Annotated in this window: 20 protein-coding genes; all 20 read left to right on the top strand. The window is 68.5% G+C overall.

What is annotated here, in order from left to right; all coding sequences use genetic code 11:
- The 20 genes from ACH4T9_RS12540 to ACH4T9_RS12635 all read left to right on the top strand — a co-directional run bounded on the left by ACH4T9_RS12540 (position 1) and on the right by ACH4T9_RS12635 (position 18435).
- Positions 1-2046, top strand: a complete 2046-nt coding sequence (locus ACH4T9_RS12540; RefSeq protein ID WP_396671168.1) for a hypothetical protein — start codon at positions 1-3, stop codon at positions 2044-2046.
- Positions 2047-2067: 21 nt separating this feature from the next.
- Complete coding sequence (locus tag ACH4T9_RS12545) at positions 2068-4197, top strand: hypothetical protein (protein WP_396671169.1); 2130 nt, start codon at positions 2068-2070, stop codon at positions 4195-4197.
- A 12-nt stretch (positions 4198-4209) separates the two neighbouring features.
- Positions 4210-5787 (top strand): phage protease, encoded by a 1578-nt coding sequence (locus ACH4T9_RS12550; protein WP_396671170.1) that lies wholly within the window; start codon positions 4210-4212, stop codon positions 5785-5787.
- Positions 5780-6145, top strand: a complete 366-nt coding sequence (locus ACH4T9_RS12555) for a DUF2190 family protein (protein ID WP_396671171.1) — start codon at positions 5780-5782, stop codon at positions 6143-6145. The genes ACH4T9_RS12550 and ACH4T9_RS12555 overlap by 8 nt, the downstream gene beginning before the upstream one ends.
- 12 nt (positions 6146-6157) lie before the next feature.
- Positions 6158-7072, top strand: a complete 915-nt coding sequence (locus tag ACH4T9_RS12560) for a hypothetical protein (protein ID WP_396671172.1) — start codon at positions 6158-6160, stop codon at positions 7070-7072.
- A gap of 14 nt (positions 7073-7086) precedes the next feature.
- Positions 7087-7581: a hypothetical protein gene (locus ACH4T9_RS12565; RefSeq protein WP_396671173.1), complete on the top strand. Its 495-nt coding sequence runs from the start codon at positions 7087-7089 to the stop codon at positions 7579-7581.
- A 79-nt stretch (positions 7582-7660) separates the two neighbouring features.
- The gene (locus ACH4T9_RS12570; RefSeq protein WP_396671174.1) at positions 7661-7861 is read left to right on the top strand and encodes a hypothetical protein; all 201 of its coding nucleotides are present in this window, start codon (positions 7661-7663) and stop codon (positions 7859-7861) included.
- Between the two features lie 9 nt (positions 7862-7870).
- Entirely contained in the window at positions 7871-8758 is an 888-nt protein-coding gene (locus ACH4T9_RS12575) for a hypothetical protein (protein ID WP_396671175.1), read from the top strand.
- Positions 8759-8767: 9 nt separating this feature from the next.
- The gene (locus tag ACH4T9_RS12580; protein WP_396671176.1) at positions 8768-8998 is read left to right on the top strand and encodes a hypothetical protein; all 231 of its coding nucleotides are present in this window, start codon (positions 8768-8770) and stop codon (positions 8996-8998) included.
- Between the two features lies 1 nt (position 8999).
- Positions 9000-9386 carry a hypothetical protein gene (locus tag ACH4T9_RS12585; RefSeq protein WP_396671177.1) on the top strand — a complete coding sequence of 129 codons (387 nt, stop codon included), beginning with the start codon at positions 9000-9002 and terminating at the stop codon, positions 9384-9386.
- Between the two features lie 21 nt (positions 9387-9407).
- On the top strand, positions 9408-10694 hold the full coding sequence (locus ACH4T9_RS12590) for a hypothetical protein (RefSeq protein ID WP_396671178.1): 1287 nt from the start codon (positions 9408-9410) through the stop codon (positions 10692-10694).
- Positions 10691-11347: a hypothetical protein gene (locus tag ACH4T9_RS12595; protein WP_396671179.1), complete on the top strand. Its 657-nt coding sequence runs from the start codon at positions 10691-10693 to the stop codon at positions 11345-11347. The genes ACH4T9_RS12590 and ACH4T9_RS12595 overlap by 4 nt, the downstream gene beginning before the upstream one ends.
- A gap of 8 nt (positions 11348-11355) precedes the next feature.
- Positions 11356-11787, top strand: a complete 432-nt coding sequence (locus ACH4T9_RS12600) for a DUF6093 family protein (RefSeq protein WP_396671180.1) — start codon at positions 11356-11358, stop codon at positions 11785-11787.
- Positions 11788-11790: 3 nt separating this feature from the next.
- The gene (locus tag ACH4T9_RS12605) at positions 11791-12162 is read left to right on the top strand and encodes an HK97-gp10 family putative phage morphogenesis protein (protein ID WP_396671181.1); all 372 of its coding nucleotides are present in this window, start codon (positions 11791-11793) and stop codon (positions 12160-12162) included.
- 14 nt (positions 12163-12176) lie between these two features.
- Complete coding sequence (locus tag ACH4T9_RS12610) at positions 12177-12629, top strand: hypothetical protein (RefSeq protein WP_396671182.1); 453 nt, start codon at positions 12177-12179, stop codon at positions 12627-12629.
- Positions 12630-12640: 11 nt separating this feature from the next.
- Complete coding sequence (locus ACH4T9_RS12615; protein ID WP_396671183.1) at positions 12641-12970, top strand: hypothetical protein; 330 nt, start codon at positions 12641-12643, stop codon at positions 12968-12970.
- Positions 12967-13473: a hypothetical protein gene (locus tag ACH4T9_RS12620; protein ID WP_396671184.1), complete on the top strand. Its 507-nt coding sequence runs from the start codon at positions 12967-12969 to the stop codon at positions 13471-13473. The genes ACH4T9_RS12615 and ACH4T9_RS12620 overlap by 4 nt, the downstream gene beginning before the upstream one ends.
- An 83-nt stretch (positions 13474-13556) precedes the next feature.
- A complete protein-coding gene (locus tag ACH4T9_RS12625; protein WP_396671185.1) occupies positions 13557-14126 on the top strand; it encodes a hypothetical protein in 570 nt (189 codons plus the stop codon).
- Positions 14127-14233: 107 nt separating this feature from the next.
- Positions 14234-14548, top strand: a complete 315-nt coding sequence (locus tag ACH4T9_RS12630) for a hypothetical protein (protein ID WP_396671186.1) — start codon at positions 14234-14236, stop codon at positions 14546-14548.
- An 11-nt stretch (positions 14549-14559) separates the two neighbouring features.
- On the top strand, positions 14560-18435 hold the full coding sequence (locus ACH4T9_RS12635) for a hypothetical protein (protein ID WP_396671187.1): 3876 nt from the start codon (positions 14560-14562) through the stop codon (positions 18433-18435).
- The last annotated feature ends 2 nt before the right edge of the window (positions 18436-18437 follow it).

An 18437-nucleotide genomic window follows, 5' to 3' on the forward strand; every position in this document is an offset into this window, starting at 1 on the left:
ATGTCGGCGTCCGTGTTCGCGCCGGCCCTGGACCCGTTTGAGGCTGCGGCCCGCATGTTCGAGCCAGCCCCGGTATCGCCGTATCTGACCGACCCTGTCGGGTGGGTCAACAACGAGCTGGGCGAGCACCTGTGGAGCAAGCAGCGAGACATTGCAGCCTCAGTCGTGTCGCACCGTCGGACGGCGGTTAAGTCGTGTCACAACGCCGGAAAGTCGTTTTTGGCCTCACGGATCGCGGCGTGGTGGATCGCCACCCATCCGCCGGGTGAGGCGTTCGTAGCGTCCACGGCACCCAGCTACCCGCAGGTCCACGCGATCCTGTGGGAGGAGATCCGTAAGGCAGCTCGGGCTTCCGCCCGCAAGGGCAACACCGTGCCGGGCCGGGTGTTGCAGTCCGATGAGTGGAAGCTCGACGATGGCACCCTGGTTGGGTGGGGCCGGAAGCCGGCCGACACAGATGAGCACGGCTTCCAGGGCATCCACCGCCGGTATGTGCTGGTGATCCTCGATGAGGCGTGTGGAATCCCCCGCCAGTTGTGGACCGCCGTTGAAGCGATCACCACCAACCGGGATTGCCGGATTCTCGCCATCGGCAACCCCGACGACCCGTCGACCGAGTTCGCCGACGTGTGCAAACCCGGGTCCGGGTGGAACGTCATCCGCATCTCCGCGTTCGACACCCCCAACTTCACCGATGAGCCGTTCCCGGAGAACCTGCGCCCGTTGATGCTTGACCCGGACTGGGTGGAGGACAAGAAGCGGTGGGGCGTCGACTCGCCCCGCTACATCTCGAAGGTGCTCGGCGAGTTCCCGGAGATCGGCGAAGACGTTCTCATCTCCCCCGCCGCCATCGAAGCCGCCCGCCAGCGGTCGCTCCCTGCGGAGGGCCGGGGCATCCTGGGCGTAGACGTGGCCCGGTTCGGATCCGACCGGACAGTCATCTACCTGCGTCGTGGCCCGGTCGCCCGGATGATCGGCGAGTATTCGAAGCAGCCCACAACAGAAACCACCGGTCGGGTCGTTGCGGCGAAGAAGGAGACAGGCGCGGACGAGATCCGCGTCGACGGTGTCGGCGTCGGCGCCGGGGTGGTCGACCAGCTCACCGAGCAGGGCTACGGCGTGCTGGATATGCAGGCTGGTGCTGCGGCAACGGACCGTGAACGGTTCCTGAATGCCCGCGCCGAATGGTATTGGGCGTTGAAGACCCGCTTCGAAGACGACGACATTGATCTCGACCCCGCCGACGACGACCTTGCCGCCCAGTTGGGTGCGATCAAGTACCGGTACACATCACGCGGGCAGATCCAGATCGAGTCAAAAGACGACATGCGTAAGCGTGGCATGCCGTCACCGGACCGCGCCGATGCGCTGATGTTGACCGCTACCGCGCCGGCCGGCGCTGACCTATTCCGCCGGATGCACTGGCGGTACTGGTCGTGGACGCCAAGTGATGGCGCTGGCCGGGTCGTCTCCGCCGCCGGACGGTCATGGCCGCTGGCGATGATGTGGGTGTTCGCTACCGCCCACGTCGGGATTGGTGAGGACGCGGCCACGGACTTCACGGTCGTATCCGTGTGGGGGCGAACCACCGAAGGTGCGCTGCTGTTGCTTGACCGACTACGGGAACGCGTGGGCGAGGGCAACCCGGTCGAGGTGGTCGAGCGGGCGGTCGCCGGCTGGCCGGTGGACGTGACCTTCGTGTCGAAGCATCAGTACGGGCACCTTCAACGCGCCGGGTTGATGCGCGCCGGTGTGGCTATCGCCGCGCTTGACGTCGACCAGGATCGGTTTGCGCGGGCACTTCCGGCGTCGGCTGCGGTGGCAGCTGGGCGTGTGTGGCTGCCCAGCACGGTGTCGTGGCGGGAGCAGTGGACGTCCGAGTTCCTGGCCTTCCCGAACAGCCGGCATGACGGGTCGGTGTCGACGTTGGCGTTTGCCGTGTTCGCGGCGGCCACCCGGTGGATCCCGGATCCCCCGAAGACGCAACCTGACCCCACGCGTGGCGGGTCGGGTGGCTTCACCGACTGGATGAACGAGCCGATGTAGCCGTTGCAGGGGGTGGTCTCGATGGCCGCCCTCAGCCCTCCCACTCGTTTGCAGGGCACCGTCTCCGACGGCACATACGACGCGTGGCTCGGTGAGGCCCTGGAGCAAATCCCGGCTCTCGTCTACCCCCTGTCGGTGGAGACGTACGCGGCGATGCGCCGGGATCCGCAACTGGCGGCGATCCTCGCCGGGTACACGTTGCAAATTCGGCGCGCGTCCTGGTCGGTGAACCCGGCCGGATGCCGACCGGAAGTCGCGCAGCTCGTCGCCGACGACCTCGGTCTGCCCGTCACTGGGGATGACACCCCGAAGTCTGCTCGGGTTCGTGGGGTGTCGTGGGCGGAGCACGTACGGGCGGCCCTCACCTGCCTCACCTACGGGCATGCCGGGTTCGAAATGCTGGCCGAGGTGCGGGGCGAACGTGCCCGCCTGTCGATGCTGGCGGAGCGGCCCGCGCACACCATCACCGCCATCTACGCCGACGCGCGGTCCGGCGCTTTCCAGGGTGTCACCCAGGATGTTCCGGGCCGCCTCGACGTTCCGCAAATCAAAGCGGACCGGATGGTGTGGTACTGCCACGAGCGGGAGGGCAACTCGTGGCAGGGCACCAGCCTGCTGCGCCCCGCGTACGGGCCGTGGCTGTTGAAGCGGGAACTCCAGCGGGTGCTCGCCACATCGTCGCGCCGCTTCGGCATGGGTGTGCCCACGGTGAAAGCCCTACCGGGCACCCTCCCCACCGAAACGCAGATGACGGCCGCCCTGAACTTGGCGACGTCGGCGCGGGTAGGTGATCAGGGTGGCGCCGCCGTGCCGCCCGGGTTCACGTTCGAGCTGGTGGGCATGTCCGGTTCGACGCCGGACACCCTCGGGTTCATCCGCTACCTCGACCAGCAGATGTCCCGCATGGCGTTGATGAGTCACCTCGACCTTGGCACCTCCGAGTCGGGGTCGCGGTCCCTCGGTGAGTCGTTCGTGGATGTGCTGATGATGTCGGTGCAGGCGGTCGGGGAAACCCTCGCCGACACCATCACCCGGCAGGCTGCGGCACGAATCGTCGAGTGGAACTACGGCCTCGACGAGCCGGTGCCCGCAGTGACGGTGTCGGGGATCGGTGACCGCCGGGAAATCACCGCCGAGGCGTTGGACCTGCTCCTGCGGTCCGGTGCCCTATCGGCGGATCCGGCGTTGGAGGCGCACATTCGCCGCGAGTGGCGGCTACCGGAGCGGACCGCCCCCACCCCAACCCCACCTCCTGCTCCTGCTGCGGTGAGTGCGGGCCGCCGGGCACCCCGCCGGTCCCGCAAGGAGCCTGCCCCCGGGCAGCTTGCGCTGCCGATCCTCGCCGCCGCACCAGCCCGTGACGTCACAGTGCAGGAGGAAGCCGCAGGAGTCGACCCGGCGGTGGTCCAGCAGCAGTGGCAGCAGCAGGTTGATGCGGTTGCCGCCCAATGGTCGGATGCGGCTGATCCGATGGCGGACGGGGTCAGTGCCGCCGTGGTCGCTGCCGTGGCGGCGGGCACCTTACCTGCGGTGATCGCCGCGGGCGGGTTGGCAGTCTCAGCGGCTGTGGTTGCCGGCCTTGCCGGGCTACTTGCCGCTGGCATGGTGGCGCTTGCTGCCGCGTCATCCGCCCTGGCGGCCGATGAGGCGGCACATCAGGGCGTCACCATCGACGTACCTGAGGTGGATGAGGATGCGCTGGCATCCCATGCCGCCGCTATCGCGCAGGTGATCGCCGCCGGCTACGTCAGCGGCGCCGCGCAGGTTGCCCTCGCCAACGCGGGCCCCGGGGTGGACGCCGAAACGGTCGGCCGGCTGGTACGCGACCACCTCGACGGTGTAACCGCCACCGCAGCATCAGGAGAGGCAGCCGGGCGCGGGTGGGTGGTCACCAACCTGGCGTCGGCCCTCTCGCAGGCGCAGGCCACCGGACGGATGGCCACCTTCGAAGCGTTGGAAGCCGCCGGCCACACACCACGGTATGTGGCGAGCGAAGTCAACGACCGGAACGTGTGCGCGCCGTGCGCCAGCATCGACGGCACCACCTTCCCGACCCTCGCCGACGCAAGAGCCGCCTACCCGCTCGGCCAACACATCGCCTGCCTCGGCGGCGCCCGCTGCCGAGGTTTCCTGTTCGCCGTCGTCGAGTAAGGCGGTGAACCGGTGACCGACATTCAGGTGCCCGCCCCGCCGCCGCTGGTGCGGATCCCCCGTGTGGAACTCGTCCACACCGGGTCGTGGAATGCGAAGTCAGGGCCGGTCACATTCACCGCCGATGACCTCGCCTCCGCGGTGGGCGCATTCGACTGCCCCGCCGTCCGACGCCCCGTCCTCAAGTTCGGGCATGACGGCCAGCACGGCGCCGGTGACCCGGCGATCGGCTGGGTCGACAACCTTGCGCTCGGCGCCGAAGGGCACACCCTCGTCGGCGACTTCGCGGGCATGCCCGCCTGGTTGGCCACCCAGAACGGAGACGGCACGTCGGTGTTGGCGTCCGCCTACCCGGACCGGTCCATCGAAGGCGAGTTCGACTACAAGTGCCAGCTCGGACACAACCACCCGTTCGTGGTCCACGCCGTGGCGCTCCTCGGCGTGGACCGTCCCGGCGTTGGCACTCTCCCGTCGCTGCTGGACCTGGCCGCCGTATACGGGGTGGAACTGGCCGACGGCAGTGACCCCACCGGAACAGCAGTCACCGTCACGGCGACTGACGGAAGGAGCATCATGCCGAACCCACGCCCGGCGAAGGTCGCCGCGAGCGTGTCCGTGGAGGACGTGCGGCGCGACTACTACGACAAGGCACCCTGGTCGCACTGGATCACCGAAGTGCGCCTGGACCCGCTGCAACTGATCGTCGTGGACGACGAATCCGGGCAGCGGTGGCGGGTGCCGGTGGATGTGACCGGGGAGGACACGTTCACGTTCGGCGAGCCGGTGCAGGTTCTGGTCCGGTACGTCGACAAGCCGGACATGGTGGCCGCGAGCGTCGGTCAGCCGATCGTGTACGCGTCACGCGCCGAGTCCCGGCCCGGCCGTCAGCCCGAAGCGACCACACCGACCGAGTCAAGCGCCGAACCGGTCGAGCCCACCCCCGCCGACAACCCGGCATCCCCTGTTCTCCCGGCCGCCGAGCCGGAGCCCACCCCCGACCCGAAGGAGGACCCTGTGTCCACCATGAGCGATGTCCGCTCGCGGCTCGGCCTGCCCGACGACGCGGATGAGGCTGCGGTGTCCGCCGCCGTTCTCGCCGCGATCGGCGGCCAGCCGACCGAACCCACCCCCACCCCGGAGCCGAACCCAGTCCCGGAGCCGACGCCGATCCCGGACCCGCAGCCGACTCCGGAGCCCGTCGCAGCCAGCACCACCCCCGCGCTGCCCGACGGTGTGGTCACCATCGACCGGGAAGCCCTCGCCGAGCTGCGCCGTAACGCCACGCTCGGTGCCGCCGCCCACGAACGTCAGCGGGTTGCCGACCGCGATGCCGTCATCGCCGCCGCCATGGCCGACGGGAAGTTCGCCCCCGTCCGCAAGGACCACTGGGTGAAGGCATGGGAAGCCGACCCGGAAGGCACCAAGACCACCCTCGCGGCGCTGGAACCCGGCCTCATCGTCCCCGTGCAGGCTGCGGGCACCACCGGCCCCGGTGAGCCGGACGCCGACGAACTCGGTATCGGCGAGACCGCCCTCGGAAGCTGGGCGTCGCAGCTCGGCGTGGACGCGAAGGAGCTGACCCGTGGCTAACGACTACCTGCCGAAGTTCAAGCCCGGCCAGGCCATCACCCGCACCGCCACCGCCACCATCACCGCCGGTCAGATGGTCACCGTCGCCGGTGCGGTGGCGGTCGCCGACTCCACCACCTGGCTGGGTGTGGCGTCCCGCGACGCCATCAGCGGGCAGACGTTCGGCGCGTACTGCGACGGCGTGCAGCGGCTGATCGCCTCCGCGGCGATCGCCGCCGGTGACCGCGTCAAGTGCGCGGCGGCCGGGAAGATCGCCACCCTCACTGCTGGCACGGACGCCTACGACCGGCTCGTCGGTATCGCCCTCGAAGCGGCGACTGCCGACGGTGACGTCATCGCCGTCAAGCTGGCCCGATAGGAGCCCTGACAGATGCCTAACGTGTACGCGCCGGCTGCCCCCACGGTGTCCGGCGACAACATCACCGTCAACCGGCTGGTCAACTCGCCGGTGCTGATCCAGCGGGCGCTGCGCACTCTCGCGCAGATGCGCCTGGTGGGTGACAAGATCCTGACCGGGTCGGTGGACCTCACCGGCACGGGTGCGGTCAACTATGAGGTGTCCGAGGCCATCATGGCCGCGTCGCTGGCGGAGCGCATCGATGACCTGATGGAGTACCCGCTGTCGGCGGAGCCGTCGGCGGTCAGCCAGATGGCGGCGACGGAGAACTGGGGTCTGTCGACCCTGATCTCCGACAAGCTGGTGGCCCGGAACCGGGTGGACATCGTCAACCGCAAGATGATCAAGCTGGCGAACCGGATCGCGTTCGGCTTCGACAGCCTGATCCTGTCGGCGGTCGCGTCGGCGGTTACCCAGACCAGCGCGGCCACCGCCGCGTGGAACACCACCAACGCCGACCCGTTCGCCGACATCACCCTCGGCGCGGCCGTGGTCGACTCCCTCAACCAGGGCTACGAGGTGGACACGGTGCTGGCCACCCCCACCCGGTGGGCGCGGCTCATCGCCTCCGCGAAGATCATCGAGCGCGCGCCGCGCGAATCCAACGACTCGCTGCTCCTCACCGGACGTCTCGCCCACATCGCCGGCCTCAACATCTGGAAGACCACCAACATGCCGGCCGGCGTGGACGTCATGCTCATCGACTCCCGGCAGCTCGGCTCCATCGGCTGGGAAGACCAGGGCGGCGGCTACCTCGGCACCGCCGACGGCGTCCAGTCGAAGCGCATCCGGCTCGACGAGAACGACGGCTGGAAGATCCAGGGCCGGCGCATCGGTGTTCCGATCGTTCAGGAGCCGGGCGCCGCCGTGAAGATCACGAGCACCTGAGCGGAGGCGTGACCATGACGGAGAAGATGCTGCGCGGCAAGGGGCCACTGACGATCTGGAAGGGTGCCAACGGCGGGCCCGGCGGTCACCTGTACCGGGGTGGCGTGCTCGACCCGAAGGCCGTTGACGCCGACGACCGGGAACGGCTCATCCGGGAGGGTTTCCTCGACGTGGTGGTGCGCCGCGGCGAGTCGTTCGTGCTGGCCGAGGACAGTGACACCGGAGACAAGGGCGACCCGGTGACCGTAGGTGACAACGGGGTGGTGCCCGAGTCGGAGAAGGACAACGGCACCGTCAACACCCCCGCGCAAACGGTTGCGGATCCGGAGGCGGAAACGCGCCGCGCTGCCGCCCGAACCAAGCTGCCGGCGGACGGGTCGATGCCGAAGTCCACCCACGGCCACGACGTGTGGGTGGAGTACCACGTCGCGCAGGGCGGCGACTACGACGACCTGGTGAAGCAGGACAAGGCCGACCTGGTGAAGCTCGCCCAGCAGCGGCAGCAGTAAGACCGCGTCGTCCCCGGCCGCCCGTCTCCCCCGGGCGGCCGGGGCACCCAACCACGCATGTGTCAGTGCGGGGTTTCTGATGCCCCAGAAGCTTCGCGGGCCTTCGGTCGGACCGGACTACGCCGCTTCGGCGCTCGTCGGCGGTGCCAATGTGCTGTCCACCCTCGTGGTGCAGGCGTGGGCGGTCGTGTCCGCCACCCGTGTGGATGTCACGGTCAAAGCCAGCGGTGTCCTGTCGGCGGGCGCCGCGCAGGTGCTCGTCATCGCGACGCGCCAGTAGGAGGTCCACATGTCAGACGGATGGGTGGCGCTCGCAGGAAGCCTGCAACCAGGGGTGACGACGGACCTCCGCACCTACCTCGACGGGGAGGGCGGCGAGGTGGAGATCACCACCACGGTCACCGTGGAGCAGCAGGTGACGGTGCGGGAGCGGCTGAGGTTCGGGGCGACCGCAATGCCCGGGAAACCGACCGCTGACCTGCTGGCTGCGATGCCGGGCCTGCGGTATATGCGGGACTTCGGGAAGGACGGCCCTGACGCGGACAGCCTGCCCGAGCTGCCAGCACACGGTGCAGGCAAGATGGCCACCCCAGCATCCTGTCTCATCCACGTGTCGTGGAAAGACGACGTGGAGCAACTTGCCGGATGGCTGGACGGGCTGACCCGGCCCGTGTACCTGACGTGGTGGCACGAACCGATGGGTGACATCACCCCTGCGGAGTACCGGGCGGCCGGGAAGCACATGGCGGAGATCATCGCCGGGCACCCAAACCGGCGGCTGGTGCTCGGCAACGGGCCGATCGTGACCCGCTGGTGGCTCGACCAGGGCGGCGGAAATCCAGCGGACTGGTGGTACGACGGTGCCACCTTCTACGGCGTCGACTGCTACAACGACTCCAAGGTCAAGTACCGCACCCCGGCCGAGATGTTCGGCTCAGCCGCCCGGGTCGCCCGCGACCGGGGCGTGCCGTGGCTAGTGCCCGAGTTCGGCGTCGAACGCACCACCACCGACAAGGACGGCAGCGGCCGGGCCAAGGCACTGCGCGAGCACGCCGCATGGTTGCGACAGCAGAGGGACTGCCTCGCCGTCGGCTGGTGGAACATCGGCGGCGGCATCATCGCCGGCTTGGAGCCGGAACAGTCGGTGTGGCGTGACGTGCTCGCCGGCCCGAAGTAGGAGGTGCCGGTGAACCCGACCCGAATCTGCCCGATCTGCACCCAGACCGATGACCATCCTCGCCACGTGATCGCCCTCCCCGACGGGGTGGACGTGGCCCGGCACATGGACTGCTGCGCGATGGTGACCGGATGCCCGGTGTGCACGGCGCAGATCGCCGACGCCAACGGCGCAACCGGGGATGCGCTGCGCGAGCACCTGCTGACCCTGCCGGCCGTCGACCTGACTGAGGGTGCGTGACATGGCGAACAACATCGTGCAGTCGGAATCCAACCGGCTGCTCGACGCCTCGTTCGGGACGGCCAGCTTCACCGCGCCCACAACCCCGATGAAACTGGCGCTGACCACCGCCAACGGGTCCGCGACCGCAGCCGGCACGGAGGTCACGGGCGGCTCGTACACGAGGCAAACCATGGCCATGGCTGCCGCGTCGGCCGGGTCCGCGTCCAACAGCGGCACCATCTCGTTCACGTCGATGCCCGCAGCGACAGTGGTCGGGGTGGAGGTGTACGACTCCGCCGGCTCCCCGCGCCGCACATGGTGGGGTGCCCTGACCGCGCCGAAGACGGTGGGGGCAGGCGACAGCCTCACGTTCGCCCCGTCGAGCCTGTCCGCGAGCATCCAGTAGCTCACCCGGTCAGGGGGACCGATGACGACCCTGACGAACAGCTTCGAGGGCGGCACCGCCGGGAACACGATCACGGTCGCAGGGTCAGACGGCGCGTCCGGTGATGCGTGGACCCTCACCACCTCCGGCACCGGATCAACGTGCGTTTACTCGGCGACGGGGCAGGCGCACGGCAGCCTGTGCATGCAGGTCACCACCGGCGCCACGAACACCACCGAGCGGCGCGGCTGGACGGTCAACGCTGGTGACAGCGCCGCCGACCAGTGGTTCCGGTTTTACGTCGACCCGGCCAATCTGACCGGCACGGTGTCTCCGCTGCGAGGCCAGAACGCCGGCAGCAACGCCCAGCGGTTCCGGATCCAGGTGACCGCCGCCGGCCAGGTGACCCTCCGAAACTCGGCGAACACCACCGTGTGGACAAGTAGCCCCAACCTGACCGCTGGCACCCAATGGCGCATTGAATGTCGGGTCGCCGGGTCCACGACCGGCGCCGCCAGGGTGTGGGTGTACTCCGGTGATTCGACTACTGCCGCCCAGGACTCGGGTGAGCTGAGTGGGGATTTCGGCGGCACGATCCGTGAGGTGTGGTGGGGGCAAACCGCCAACGGCACCAACATCGCCGTCAAGTTCGACGACGTTGGCTGGTCAGACACTGGTGCTCTCGGCCCGGCCAATGCCACCGCAGCGGGTGCGGCTGACCTGTCCGCCGCATCGTCGCTGGCCGCACCCGGGGTTCGGGTGGTGTCCGGTGCGGCGCCGCTGTCCGCAGCGTCTACGCTGACCGCTTCGGGTGCTGCTATTAGCCCCGCGTCTGTGATGCTGTCCGCCGCTTCGGCGCTGACTTCCGGCGCGTTCGGTGTCACCTCCGGGGCTGCTGCGCTCACCGCCGAATCGGGTCTCTCCGCGACTCCGACCAGGATGACCGCTGGTGCGGCTGCCCTCACCGCCACGGCAACGGTCTCCGCCACCACATCCCGAACCGCCCCGGCTGGCGCTCCGTTGACTGCGGTGTCCGTTCTGACCGGCGATGGGACTGGGGTTGCGAACACGCAGGTCACGCTGACCGCCGATACCGCTCTGGCCATCGGCGGGACTCACACGGTCGCCGCTGAGGCGGTGTTGTCCGCAACCGCCTCGTTCACAGCGGGTACCACCTACACCCACGCCGCGAGTGCTGTTCTGGCGGCTTCCAGCTCGCTGACCGCTGCCGCCGCCACGGAGCAGCCCAAGCCGGCGCGCGGGCGGCTGCGGTTTCCGTCGACCAGCAGTGTCCACACTCCCCCACGGTCGGAGGTGAGAGTGCTGTGACCGCGCGCACCTACTGGCAGGGGCAGCAGTTCGTCACCGAGTGGACGCTGCGCGAGCTCGCCGGCCAGCCTGTTACGGATGCGACGGTGTCCGGTGAGGTGACTCGCCCCGACGGTTCGACCGCCGCCATGACGGTTACCGCCGACGGCGGGTTGTACCTAGCCGTGCACCTCGCTGACGCCCCAGGCACCCACAGTTACCGACTGTCGGCCACCGGCACCGCCCAAGACGCGGTTGAGGGCCAGTTCGTGGTGGGCCGCGAGCTGATGAGCCTGCCTTCGATCACCCTGGACCCGACCGGCGACATCGGCATGATCCGGCTGCTGATCACCGATGTGGATGAGACAACACCCCTGTTCGAGGACGCGCAGCTCGACGCTCTACTCCGCGCGGAGGCCGGCAACGTCAAACGCGGGTCAGCAGCAGCCTTAGAGATCATCGCTACCAGCGAGACCTTGATCGGGAAGAAGATCGCCACCCAGGATCTGTCTACCGATGCGCCGGCCGTGGCCAGGGAGCTAATGAACCGGGCGAAGGCGTTGCGAGACCAGGCCGCCGCCGAGCAGCAGGACGGCGGTACTGCCCCGGCGCAAGGCTTGCTACCGCTGTACTCGTTCCCTACGCCGGCTAGCTGGGGCGACTCATATCTGTAGGGAGTGCCGTGCCGCTGCCCAATTATCGGCTCATCCACCCACGTTTCGAACAGCATCACCGGCCGGTGTCTGAGGCGGCGATGACCGTGTCCGGTCGGCTGCTGCGACCGTCCGAGACCGGTGTGCGCAACCCAGAGACCGGCAAGACCACCTTTCCCGCCCCAGCGCTCATCTACGTAGGGCGGGCGAGGGTCCGCGCCAACAGCGGTGCCCAGTCGGTGCAGGCTGACCGGATCGTGGCCGTCGGTGGCTACCTACTGATCCTGCCCGCAGACAGTCCGGTGCCGCATGTACGGGATGTGTGGGAGACCGACGAGTGTGACGGTGACCCGTCGCTGGTGGGTGCCCGCCTGCGGGTGGTGAACGTGCCCCGCAACGGCCTCTCTTGGCAGCGCAACGTGGGCTGTGACATCGAGGAACCCATCAACCGCCGGGGGTGACCTGTGGTTGACATCTGGGTTGACGGTGTTCTGGAGTTTGCGCCGATCGAAGCGAAGCTCCGCACCGCCTCCGGGCGGGTGGGGGCAAAGGGCGCGCAGGTGGTGCGGCGCACCACCGAGGAAGGTGCACGGATCGCCCAGCAGTTGGCGGCCGTGGATACCGGGTTTATGCGGGGCTCGGTAACGACGTCGTTCACGGGTGATGGCCGGTCCGGGGTGGTGGAAGGCGAGTACGGACCCGAAGCTTCGTACGCGAAGTTCATCGAGGGCGGCACGAGCCGCATGGCGCCGCAGCCGTTTGTGGGCCCGTCCGCTGACGCCATCACACCCGGTTTCCTCGCCGCCGCTGAGGCGATCTCCGACCCGTTCGACTAGATCGGGGGTGGCCGGTGCCCCTGCCCTCGATCGAACCGTCCGTCGATCACGCGCAGGCCGTCGCGGCGATGCTCCGCACTGGCACCGCCTTTCAGGTGCATGAGGGCGACGTCAACATCCCCGACGACGAGCTCACCTGGCCGCACTACGTGGTGTGGGGTGCTGCCGGCAATCCGAGCGTGGTGCGTCTCGCCGGGGACGGCGGGGAGGTGTGGACCCGCACCCAAATCACCTGCGTCGGACTGTCCCCCCTCGACGTGCTCGGGGCCGCCGACCGCGCCCGCCGGGTGCTGCACCGCAAACGGCCCACCATCACCGGCCGCCGCTGCGGGGACATCGAGCAGGACCCCGGTAGCCCTGGCCCGCCCGCCGTGGATCCGAACGTCAAGAGCCCGGACGGCAGGCGCATCTACTTCACGCCGATCTTCTTCACCCTGCACAGCTCACCAATCCGAAGCACGACCTGAGAGGACCAATAATGGCTGACGACCGCCTCGGCGGCCGGCGGGCCCCACGCGACACCAGCGGCAGGGTGCCGTTTGTGTGGGTGAAGGACGCCGACACCGGTCACCGCTACGACGTGCCGCAGACCGCCGTACGCGACGGCATGACGCCCGTCCCGGACTACCCGCTGAACTGGGGGCGCCGCGCCCGTCCGCCGAAGTACCGCACCGACCTCGCCGGCAGCGACACCCCGCCGAAGGGTGACGGCACCGCCGGCATGGGCCAGGGCGACACCCCCGAGCCGTCCACGCCGACCGGCGCTGACACGACGACCGCCACCAGCAGCAAGGGGGGCAAGCGATGACGATGCCCATCGCGGTCACGACGAACGGGACGATGCTGGCGCTGTGGGTGCCCGCCATCGCCAACACCGCCGCACCGAAGGTCACCGAATTGAACGCGGGCACGGTCCTCGACCTGTCCTGCTACCTGTCCGGCGACGGCCTGACCACGGAAACGTCGGAGAACACGGTCGACGACCCTCGCCTGTGCTCCAAGCAGATCTTCGAGTCGCGGGGTGACTTCACGGATACCCTAGGAATCACCTACGTGTTCAACCCGGAGTCCCCGGACGACGACGAGGCGCGTATCGCGTTGGCCCCGGGCACGCAGGGCAACATCGTGCTTCGGTGGGCGGTGGATTCGGAGGCGGCTGTCGCAATCGCCGACCTGGTGGACGTGTACCCGGTGGAAATGGGCATTCAGCGGAAGAACACCCCGGGCCGCAACGGCGTCCACAAGATCACGCAGAAGCCGTTCGTGATCGGTGCCGTGCGGCGTGACGTGGCCGTCGTCGCTGGCGCATAACCAGCCCCAATCTTCGCGGGCCGCACCTACCTCGGGTGCGGCCCGCTCCCATCACCACACCTATCGCTGGGGAGCGCCCTCCCATGACCTTTGACTTCGACTCGATCCTCGACCAGGCGACCCTCGCCGAAACCACCGTCCCCCTCTGCCTCAACGGCCGGCTGCGCGCCGAGTACGACCGGGTGACGGCCACCATCGACGAACGCGCCGCCCAGGCTGACGCCGCCAGCCTGCCCGGGGATGACCGGCTGGCGTCGAAGGGGCCCGCCCCGGACCCGCAGCAGGCCGAGCTGGACCGGCTGATCGAGGAGATGCGCCGCTACACCGTGGAGTTCACGCTGCGGGCGTTGCCGAAGCCGGAGTGGACCGACCTGTTCGCCAAGCACCCACCACGCGTCGACAAGGTGACGGGTAAGCGTGAGCCGAAGGACATGATCGGCGTCAACTACGACTCGTTCTTCCCTGCTCTCGTCAAGGAGTCGATCGTGTCGCCGGAGCTGACCGGCGACCGGTGGGTGAAGCTGTACGCGAAGCTGTCGGACGCCCAGTTCAACAAGCTCGCCAATGAGGCGTGGAACATCAACCAGATTGACGGTGATATCCCTTTCTTGCTGGTCAGCTCGCCGAGTCTCCGGAGCTCCGCCGGAAGCTGACCACCGCCCACGGCCTAGGCGTGAGCCTCAAACGGTTCGACGGGTGGGAGCCGCGCGAGGCCACCGAGGTAACCGCGTGGGATGAGCAGGGCCGTCCCGTCCGGTGGGTGACGTCTCGTGAGGTGGAGTGGGATGCGCGGGAGCGGTCGTGGATGCTCGCCCTGGACCTGTACGAGGGCACCCTGTGCCGCAAGTGCGGGCAGCCTCTCGCCGAGTGCACTGACCCGGACAACGACCCGGACAACCCTGACGCCGCCCACCAGTACGTGGCCGAGACACCCACCGAGTGTTTCTCATGCAAAACGCTGGTGCGTAGTGAGGAAAAGTGGTCGAAGAACGACCCTGATCAGGCCCCGTACATGATCCATACAGTGGTGCGGGTCGCTAAGCCACCTCGGCGCAAGAGGAGGGGGCGGCAGTGACGGACCGGACTGTGTCTGTGCGCCTGCGGATGCTCGTCAAGGACTACACATCCGGGGCGTCCGAGGGTGAGCGGGCCACCGAACGGCTACGGAAGTCACAGGAACGGCTGAGCGGATCGTCCCGCAAAGCCGGCCAGGACATGTCGAAAGCCGCCGCCGAGTTCGAGGAATTCGGCAAGCGGGTCGGTAAGGTCACCGCTCTCACTGCTGCCGGGGCCACCGCTGCTGGTGGGGCACTGCAATACATCGCCCCCGCCGCTGTGGCCGCTGGTGCTGCCGCAGGCACGCTGCCCGGCATCCTCGGCGGGGTCGCGGCGACGATGGGCACCGTCAAAGTCGCTTCCATCGGCCTCAGTGACGCTCTCGGCGACCTGTTCGAAACCGATGACCCGTTCGGTCAGCTCAGCCCGTCCGCGAAGGCCCTCATGCAGGAGGTGGGGCGGCTCAAGCCGCAACTGGTCGGGTTGCAGCAGTCCCTCCAGGACACGGCGTACGCGTCGGCGGCAGGCAACCTTGACCGGCTCGCCACCGACACCCTGCCAACGGTCAGCAGGCAGGCGCAGATCCTCGCCCACGACTGGTCGCTGGCGATGACGGCGATCACCGACGCGGCCACCGATCCGATGATCCTCGGCGGGTTCCAGCAGATCACCGCCACGGCGGATCGGATCTTCGACCAACTGATCGTGCGGGTGCAGCCGGTGGCGCGGGCCCTGTCGTCGGCGGCGGTGGCCGCTGACCCGCTGGTGCGGGTGATCGGTGACCGGCTCGCTGGCGCCATCGACTCGATGACGTCGGGTATCGCCCGCGCCCGCGCCAACGGAGACCTGTCCGAGTTCTTTCGATCGGGGGCCGAGTCGGCGGGCGCGCTGCTGTCAATTGCCGGGGACCTGACGTCAATCATCGGCCAGGTCATCGGCGAGGTGAACCGGCAGAACACTGCGATCGTCGGCACGGCACGTGCGCTGGACGCGTACATGGCGTCCGGTCGGGCCGGCGAGGATATCGCCGGGATCGTCGACACGCTCACCACCGCATACGAGGGCATGGCGCAGGTACTCGGCCCTCTCGGGTCGATCGCCCGGGATGCCCTCGCCGACCCGGCGACCCGCGACGGCCTGGCAACGATGTTCGACATCCTCGCCGCCGGGTCCGCCGCCCTGCGGACGGTTTTCGACCTGTTCCAGGCCCTCCCGGACCCGGTGCAGTCCGTGGTGATCGCGGCCATCGCGTTGGGCGCGGTGGCGCAGAAGACCACGGTCGCCGTGGCCGCAATGGGTGTTGCCGCGCAGGGCGCCGCGGTGAAGATGACGGCGATGGGCCCTGCCGGGGCGACTGCGGCGAAGGGCATGACGGCGTTCGCGGCGGGTGCCGGTAAGGCTGTCACCGCGCTGGTCGCGTTGCAGTTGGCGGGCGTGGTGTTCGACCAGTTCACCGATCCGATCGCCGACGTGGACCGACTGACCAAGTCGATTGAGCGGTTCGCCGCGACAGGCAAGGTATCCGGCGAGTTCGCCCGCGTGTTCGGCGATGACCTTGAAGGGTTGAGCCTGTCGGCGGAAACCGCCGGTGACAAGTGGTTCCCCAACTTGGGCCGGTCGATCGAGTCGTTGATGCCGCCCGCGAAGTCGTTGAACGAGCTGATCTACGGCGACAGTTTCACCGGCGGCAAGGAACGGATCGAAGCCCTGGATGCGGCGATCAGCCAGTACGCGAAGAACACCGACGACACACGTGGTGTGACCGCAGCATGGAACCGGGTGTTGTCTGAGTCGGGGTTGAACGCCGACGAGCTGGTGAAGTTGCTGCCCCGGACTGTGGGCGAGATGGAGCGGCTTGGCGCGGCAGCACACGGCGGGGCCGGGTCGATGGCGGCGTTGGAGGCTCGGGCGAAGACCCTCCACGAGGGTCTGCAGGGGGCGGTTACCTCCGGGCGCGACCTGATTGACGTGTTCAACGAGCTCAACGGTGCGGCGATCGGCAGCGCGGAGGCGCAGATCAAGGCTGAGGAAGGCATCGACCGGCTGTCTGAGGCGCTGGACAAAAACGGTCGGGCGTTGAACAAGCAGGGCACAGACTTTGACATCGCCAACGCGAAGGGCCGCGAGAACAAGCAGCTCACCCTCGACATGATTCAGGTCGCAGCGGAGGCGGCGCAGAAGAAGTACGAGGAAACCAACAGCGTCGACCAGGCAGCCGGGGTGTACGACAAGTACATCGGGGCGCTGCGGGAAACCCTCAAAGCGGGTGGTCTCACGGAGGGGCAGATCGACGCCCTGATCGAGAAGTACGGAATGATGCCGCCCGCGTTGGAAACGCGGATCAGCGCCCCGGGTGCCACGGACGCCGCCAATCAGGTGGGCGGGGTGCTGTACCAGATCCGCCAGTTGCCGAACGGCAAGATAGTGATCATTGGGGCGCGGACGGCGCAGGCGATGGCGGACATGCGGGCCGCGAAGGCAGTTCTACAGTCATTCCGGGACCGGCACTTCACTATCACCGGGTCGGTGCGGTGGACCAGCAGCGGTGACCTCAAGGTGCCGGGCGGCACCCTGGTCAGGCGGTGGGGTGGCGTTGACCGGCCGGTGGCGATGGCTGCGGGCGGGATGATGCAAGCCGGTATCTACCCGGCGTCGAACCCTCCGCTGGTGAAGTTCGCGGAGCCGGAGACCGGTGGTGAGGCGTACATCCCCCGCAAGGGCGACCGGCAGCGGAACCTGTCGATCCTGTCGGAGGCCGCAGAATGGTCGAACGCCAAGGTCGTACCGATGGCGGCCGGTGGTGTCATGGCTGGCGGGATGGTCGCCGCGGCGTCCGGGCTGGTGGCGTACGGGGCCGCGTCGTCGAGTAGCGGGCCAGTTGCGGGTACTCGGATGGAGTCGGTTGAGGCGTACATCCAGGCCCGAGATGCCATCCAACGGCTGAACGAGTCGTTGAAGGAGAACGGCCGCAGCTTCTCCCTGTCGACGAAAAATGGCCGGGAGAACTACTCGGCGGTGATCGCCTCGGTGAAGGCGGCGCAGGACGCGGCGGAAGCGAAGTACGCGGAGACCGGCAGCGTGAATCAGGCCAACGCCGCCTACGACGCGCATATCGCCAAGCTCCGGGCCACATTGAAGCAGCAGAAGGTCAGCGCGGCAACCATCAGCTCGCTGATCAAAACCCTGTCGCAGCGGCCCACCTACGATGTGCCGGCGAAAACGCCGATCGGGTCGGAGAAGAACATCGCGGCGGCGCAGGCTGTGATCTCGGCGGAGGGCTCGCTGGCCAGCCTCACGGATCTGTTCTCCCTGAACAAGCCGGTGTTCGACGTGAAAGACGAGGTCGGTCGGGACAACCTGACGGCGTTGTTCCGGTTCCTCAAGGACGCGCAGGACGCCGCGCAGGCCGTGTTGGAGCAGACCGGCAACAAGTCGAAGGCGACAGGTGTCTACGACTCGTACGTGACCCAACTGCGGCAGATCCTCACCGGGTCGGGGTTGTCGAAGCCGGCGATCGACTCGCTGATCAACCAGTACGGGAAGATTGTGCTCACCCCCAACGCGCAGGGCGGGGTGTACTTGCCGCCCCAGACGGGGCTACTCGCCCTGTCCGAGGGTGGCCTGTTCAACTCCGCGCAAACCCTGTACGGGTTCGCGGAGCGGGGCACCGGCGGTGAGCTGTTCCTGCCCCGGCTGGGCTCGCGGCGGCGGGGTGAGGAGCTGCTGTCAATCGGCGCCGGCTGGTACGGGGGCCGGTATGTGAGCGGCGGCCAGGGCAAGGGCATGTCGACGCAGGTCACCAACAACCTGACCGTCCATTCGCAGGGCGGTCCGATGTCGCTGTCGGACCTGTCGGCGGCGATGAGGCAGATGGACGCCAGGGCGCGCGTCGGACGCAAGGGCTAACA

The organism is Micromonospora sp. NPDC020750 (assembly GCF_044334565.1).
Classification (GTDB): domain Bacteria; phylum Actinomycetota; class Actinomycetes; order Mycobacteriales; family Micromonosporaceae; genus Micromonospora.

Excerpts from the sequence above, each read along its gene's own strand:
- ACH4T9_RS12540 (WP_396671168.1), top strand. The coding sequence starts at position 1 with ATGTCGGCGTCCGTGTTCGCGCCGGCCCTGGACCCGTTTGAGGCTGCG.
- ACH4T9_RS12545 (WP_396671169.1), top strand. The coding sequence starts at position 2,068 with ATGGCCGCCCTCAGCCCTCCCACTCGTTTGCAGGGCACCGTCTCCGAC.
- ACH4T9_RS12560 (WP_396671172.1), top strand. The coding sequence starts at position 6,158 with ATGCCTAACGTGTACGCGCCGGCTGCCCCCACGGTGTCCGGCGACAAC.
- ACH4T9_RS12565 (WP_396671173.1), top strand. The coding sequence starts at position 7,087 with ATGACGGAGAAGATGCTGCGCGGCAAGGGGCCACTGACGATCTGGAAG.
- ACH4T9_RS12570 (WP_396671174.1), top strand. The coding sequence starts at position 7,661 with ATGCCCCAGAAGCTTCGCGGGCCTTCGGTCGGACCGGACTACGCCGCT.
- ACH4T9_RS12575 (WP_396671175.1), top strand. The coding sequence starts at position 7,871 with ATGTCAGACGGATGGGTGGCGCTCGCAGGAAGCCTGCAACCAGGGGTG.
- ACH4T9_RS12585 (WP_396671177.1), top strand. The coding sequence starts at position 9,000 with ATGGCGAACAACATCGTGCAGTCGGAATCCAACCGGCTGCTCGACGCC.
- ACH4T9_RS12590 (WP_396671178.1), top strand. The coding sequence starts at position 9,408 with ATGACGACCCTGACGAACAGCTTCGAGGGCGGCACCGCCGGGAACACG.
- ACH4T9_RS12615 (WP_396671183.1), top strand. The coding sequence starts at position 12,641 with ATGGCTGACGACCGCCTCGGCGGCCGGCGGGCCCCACGCGACACCAGC.
- ACH4T9_RS12620 (WP_396671184.1), top strand. The coding sequence starts at position 12,967 with ATGACGATGCCCATCGCGGTCACGACGAACGGGACGATGCTGGCGCTG.
- ACH4T9_RS12625 (WP_396671185.1), top strand. The coding sequence starts at position 13,557 with ATGACCTTTGACTTCGACTCGATCCTCGACCAGGCGACCCTCGCCGAA.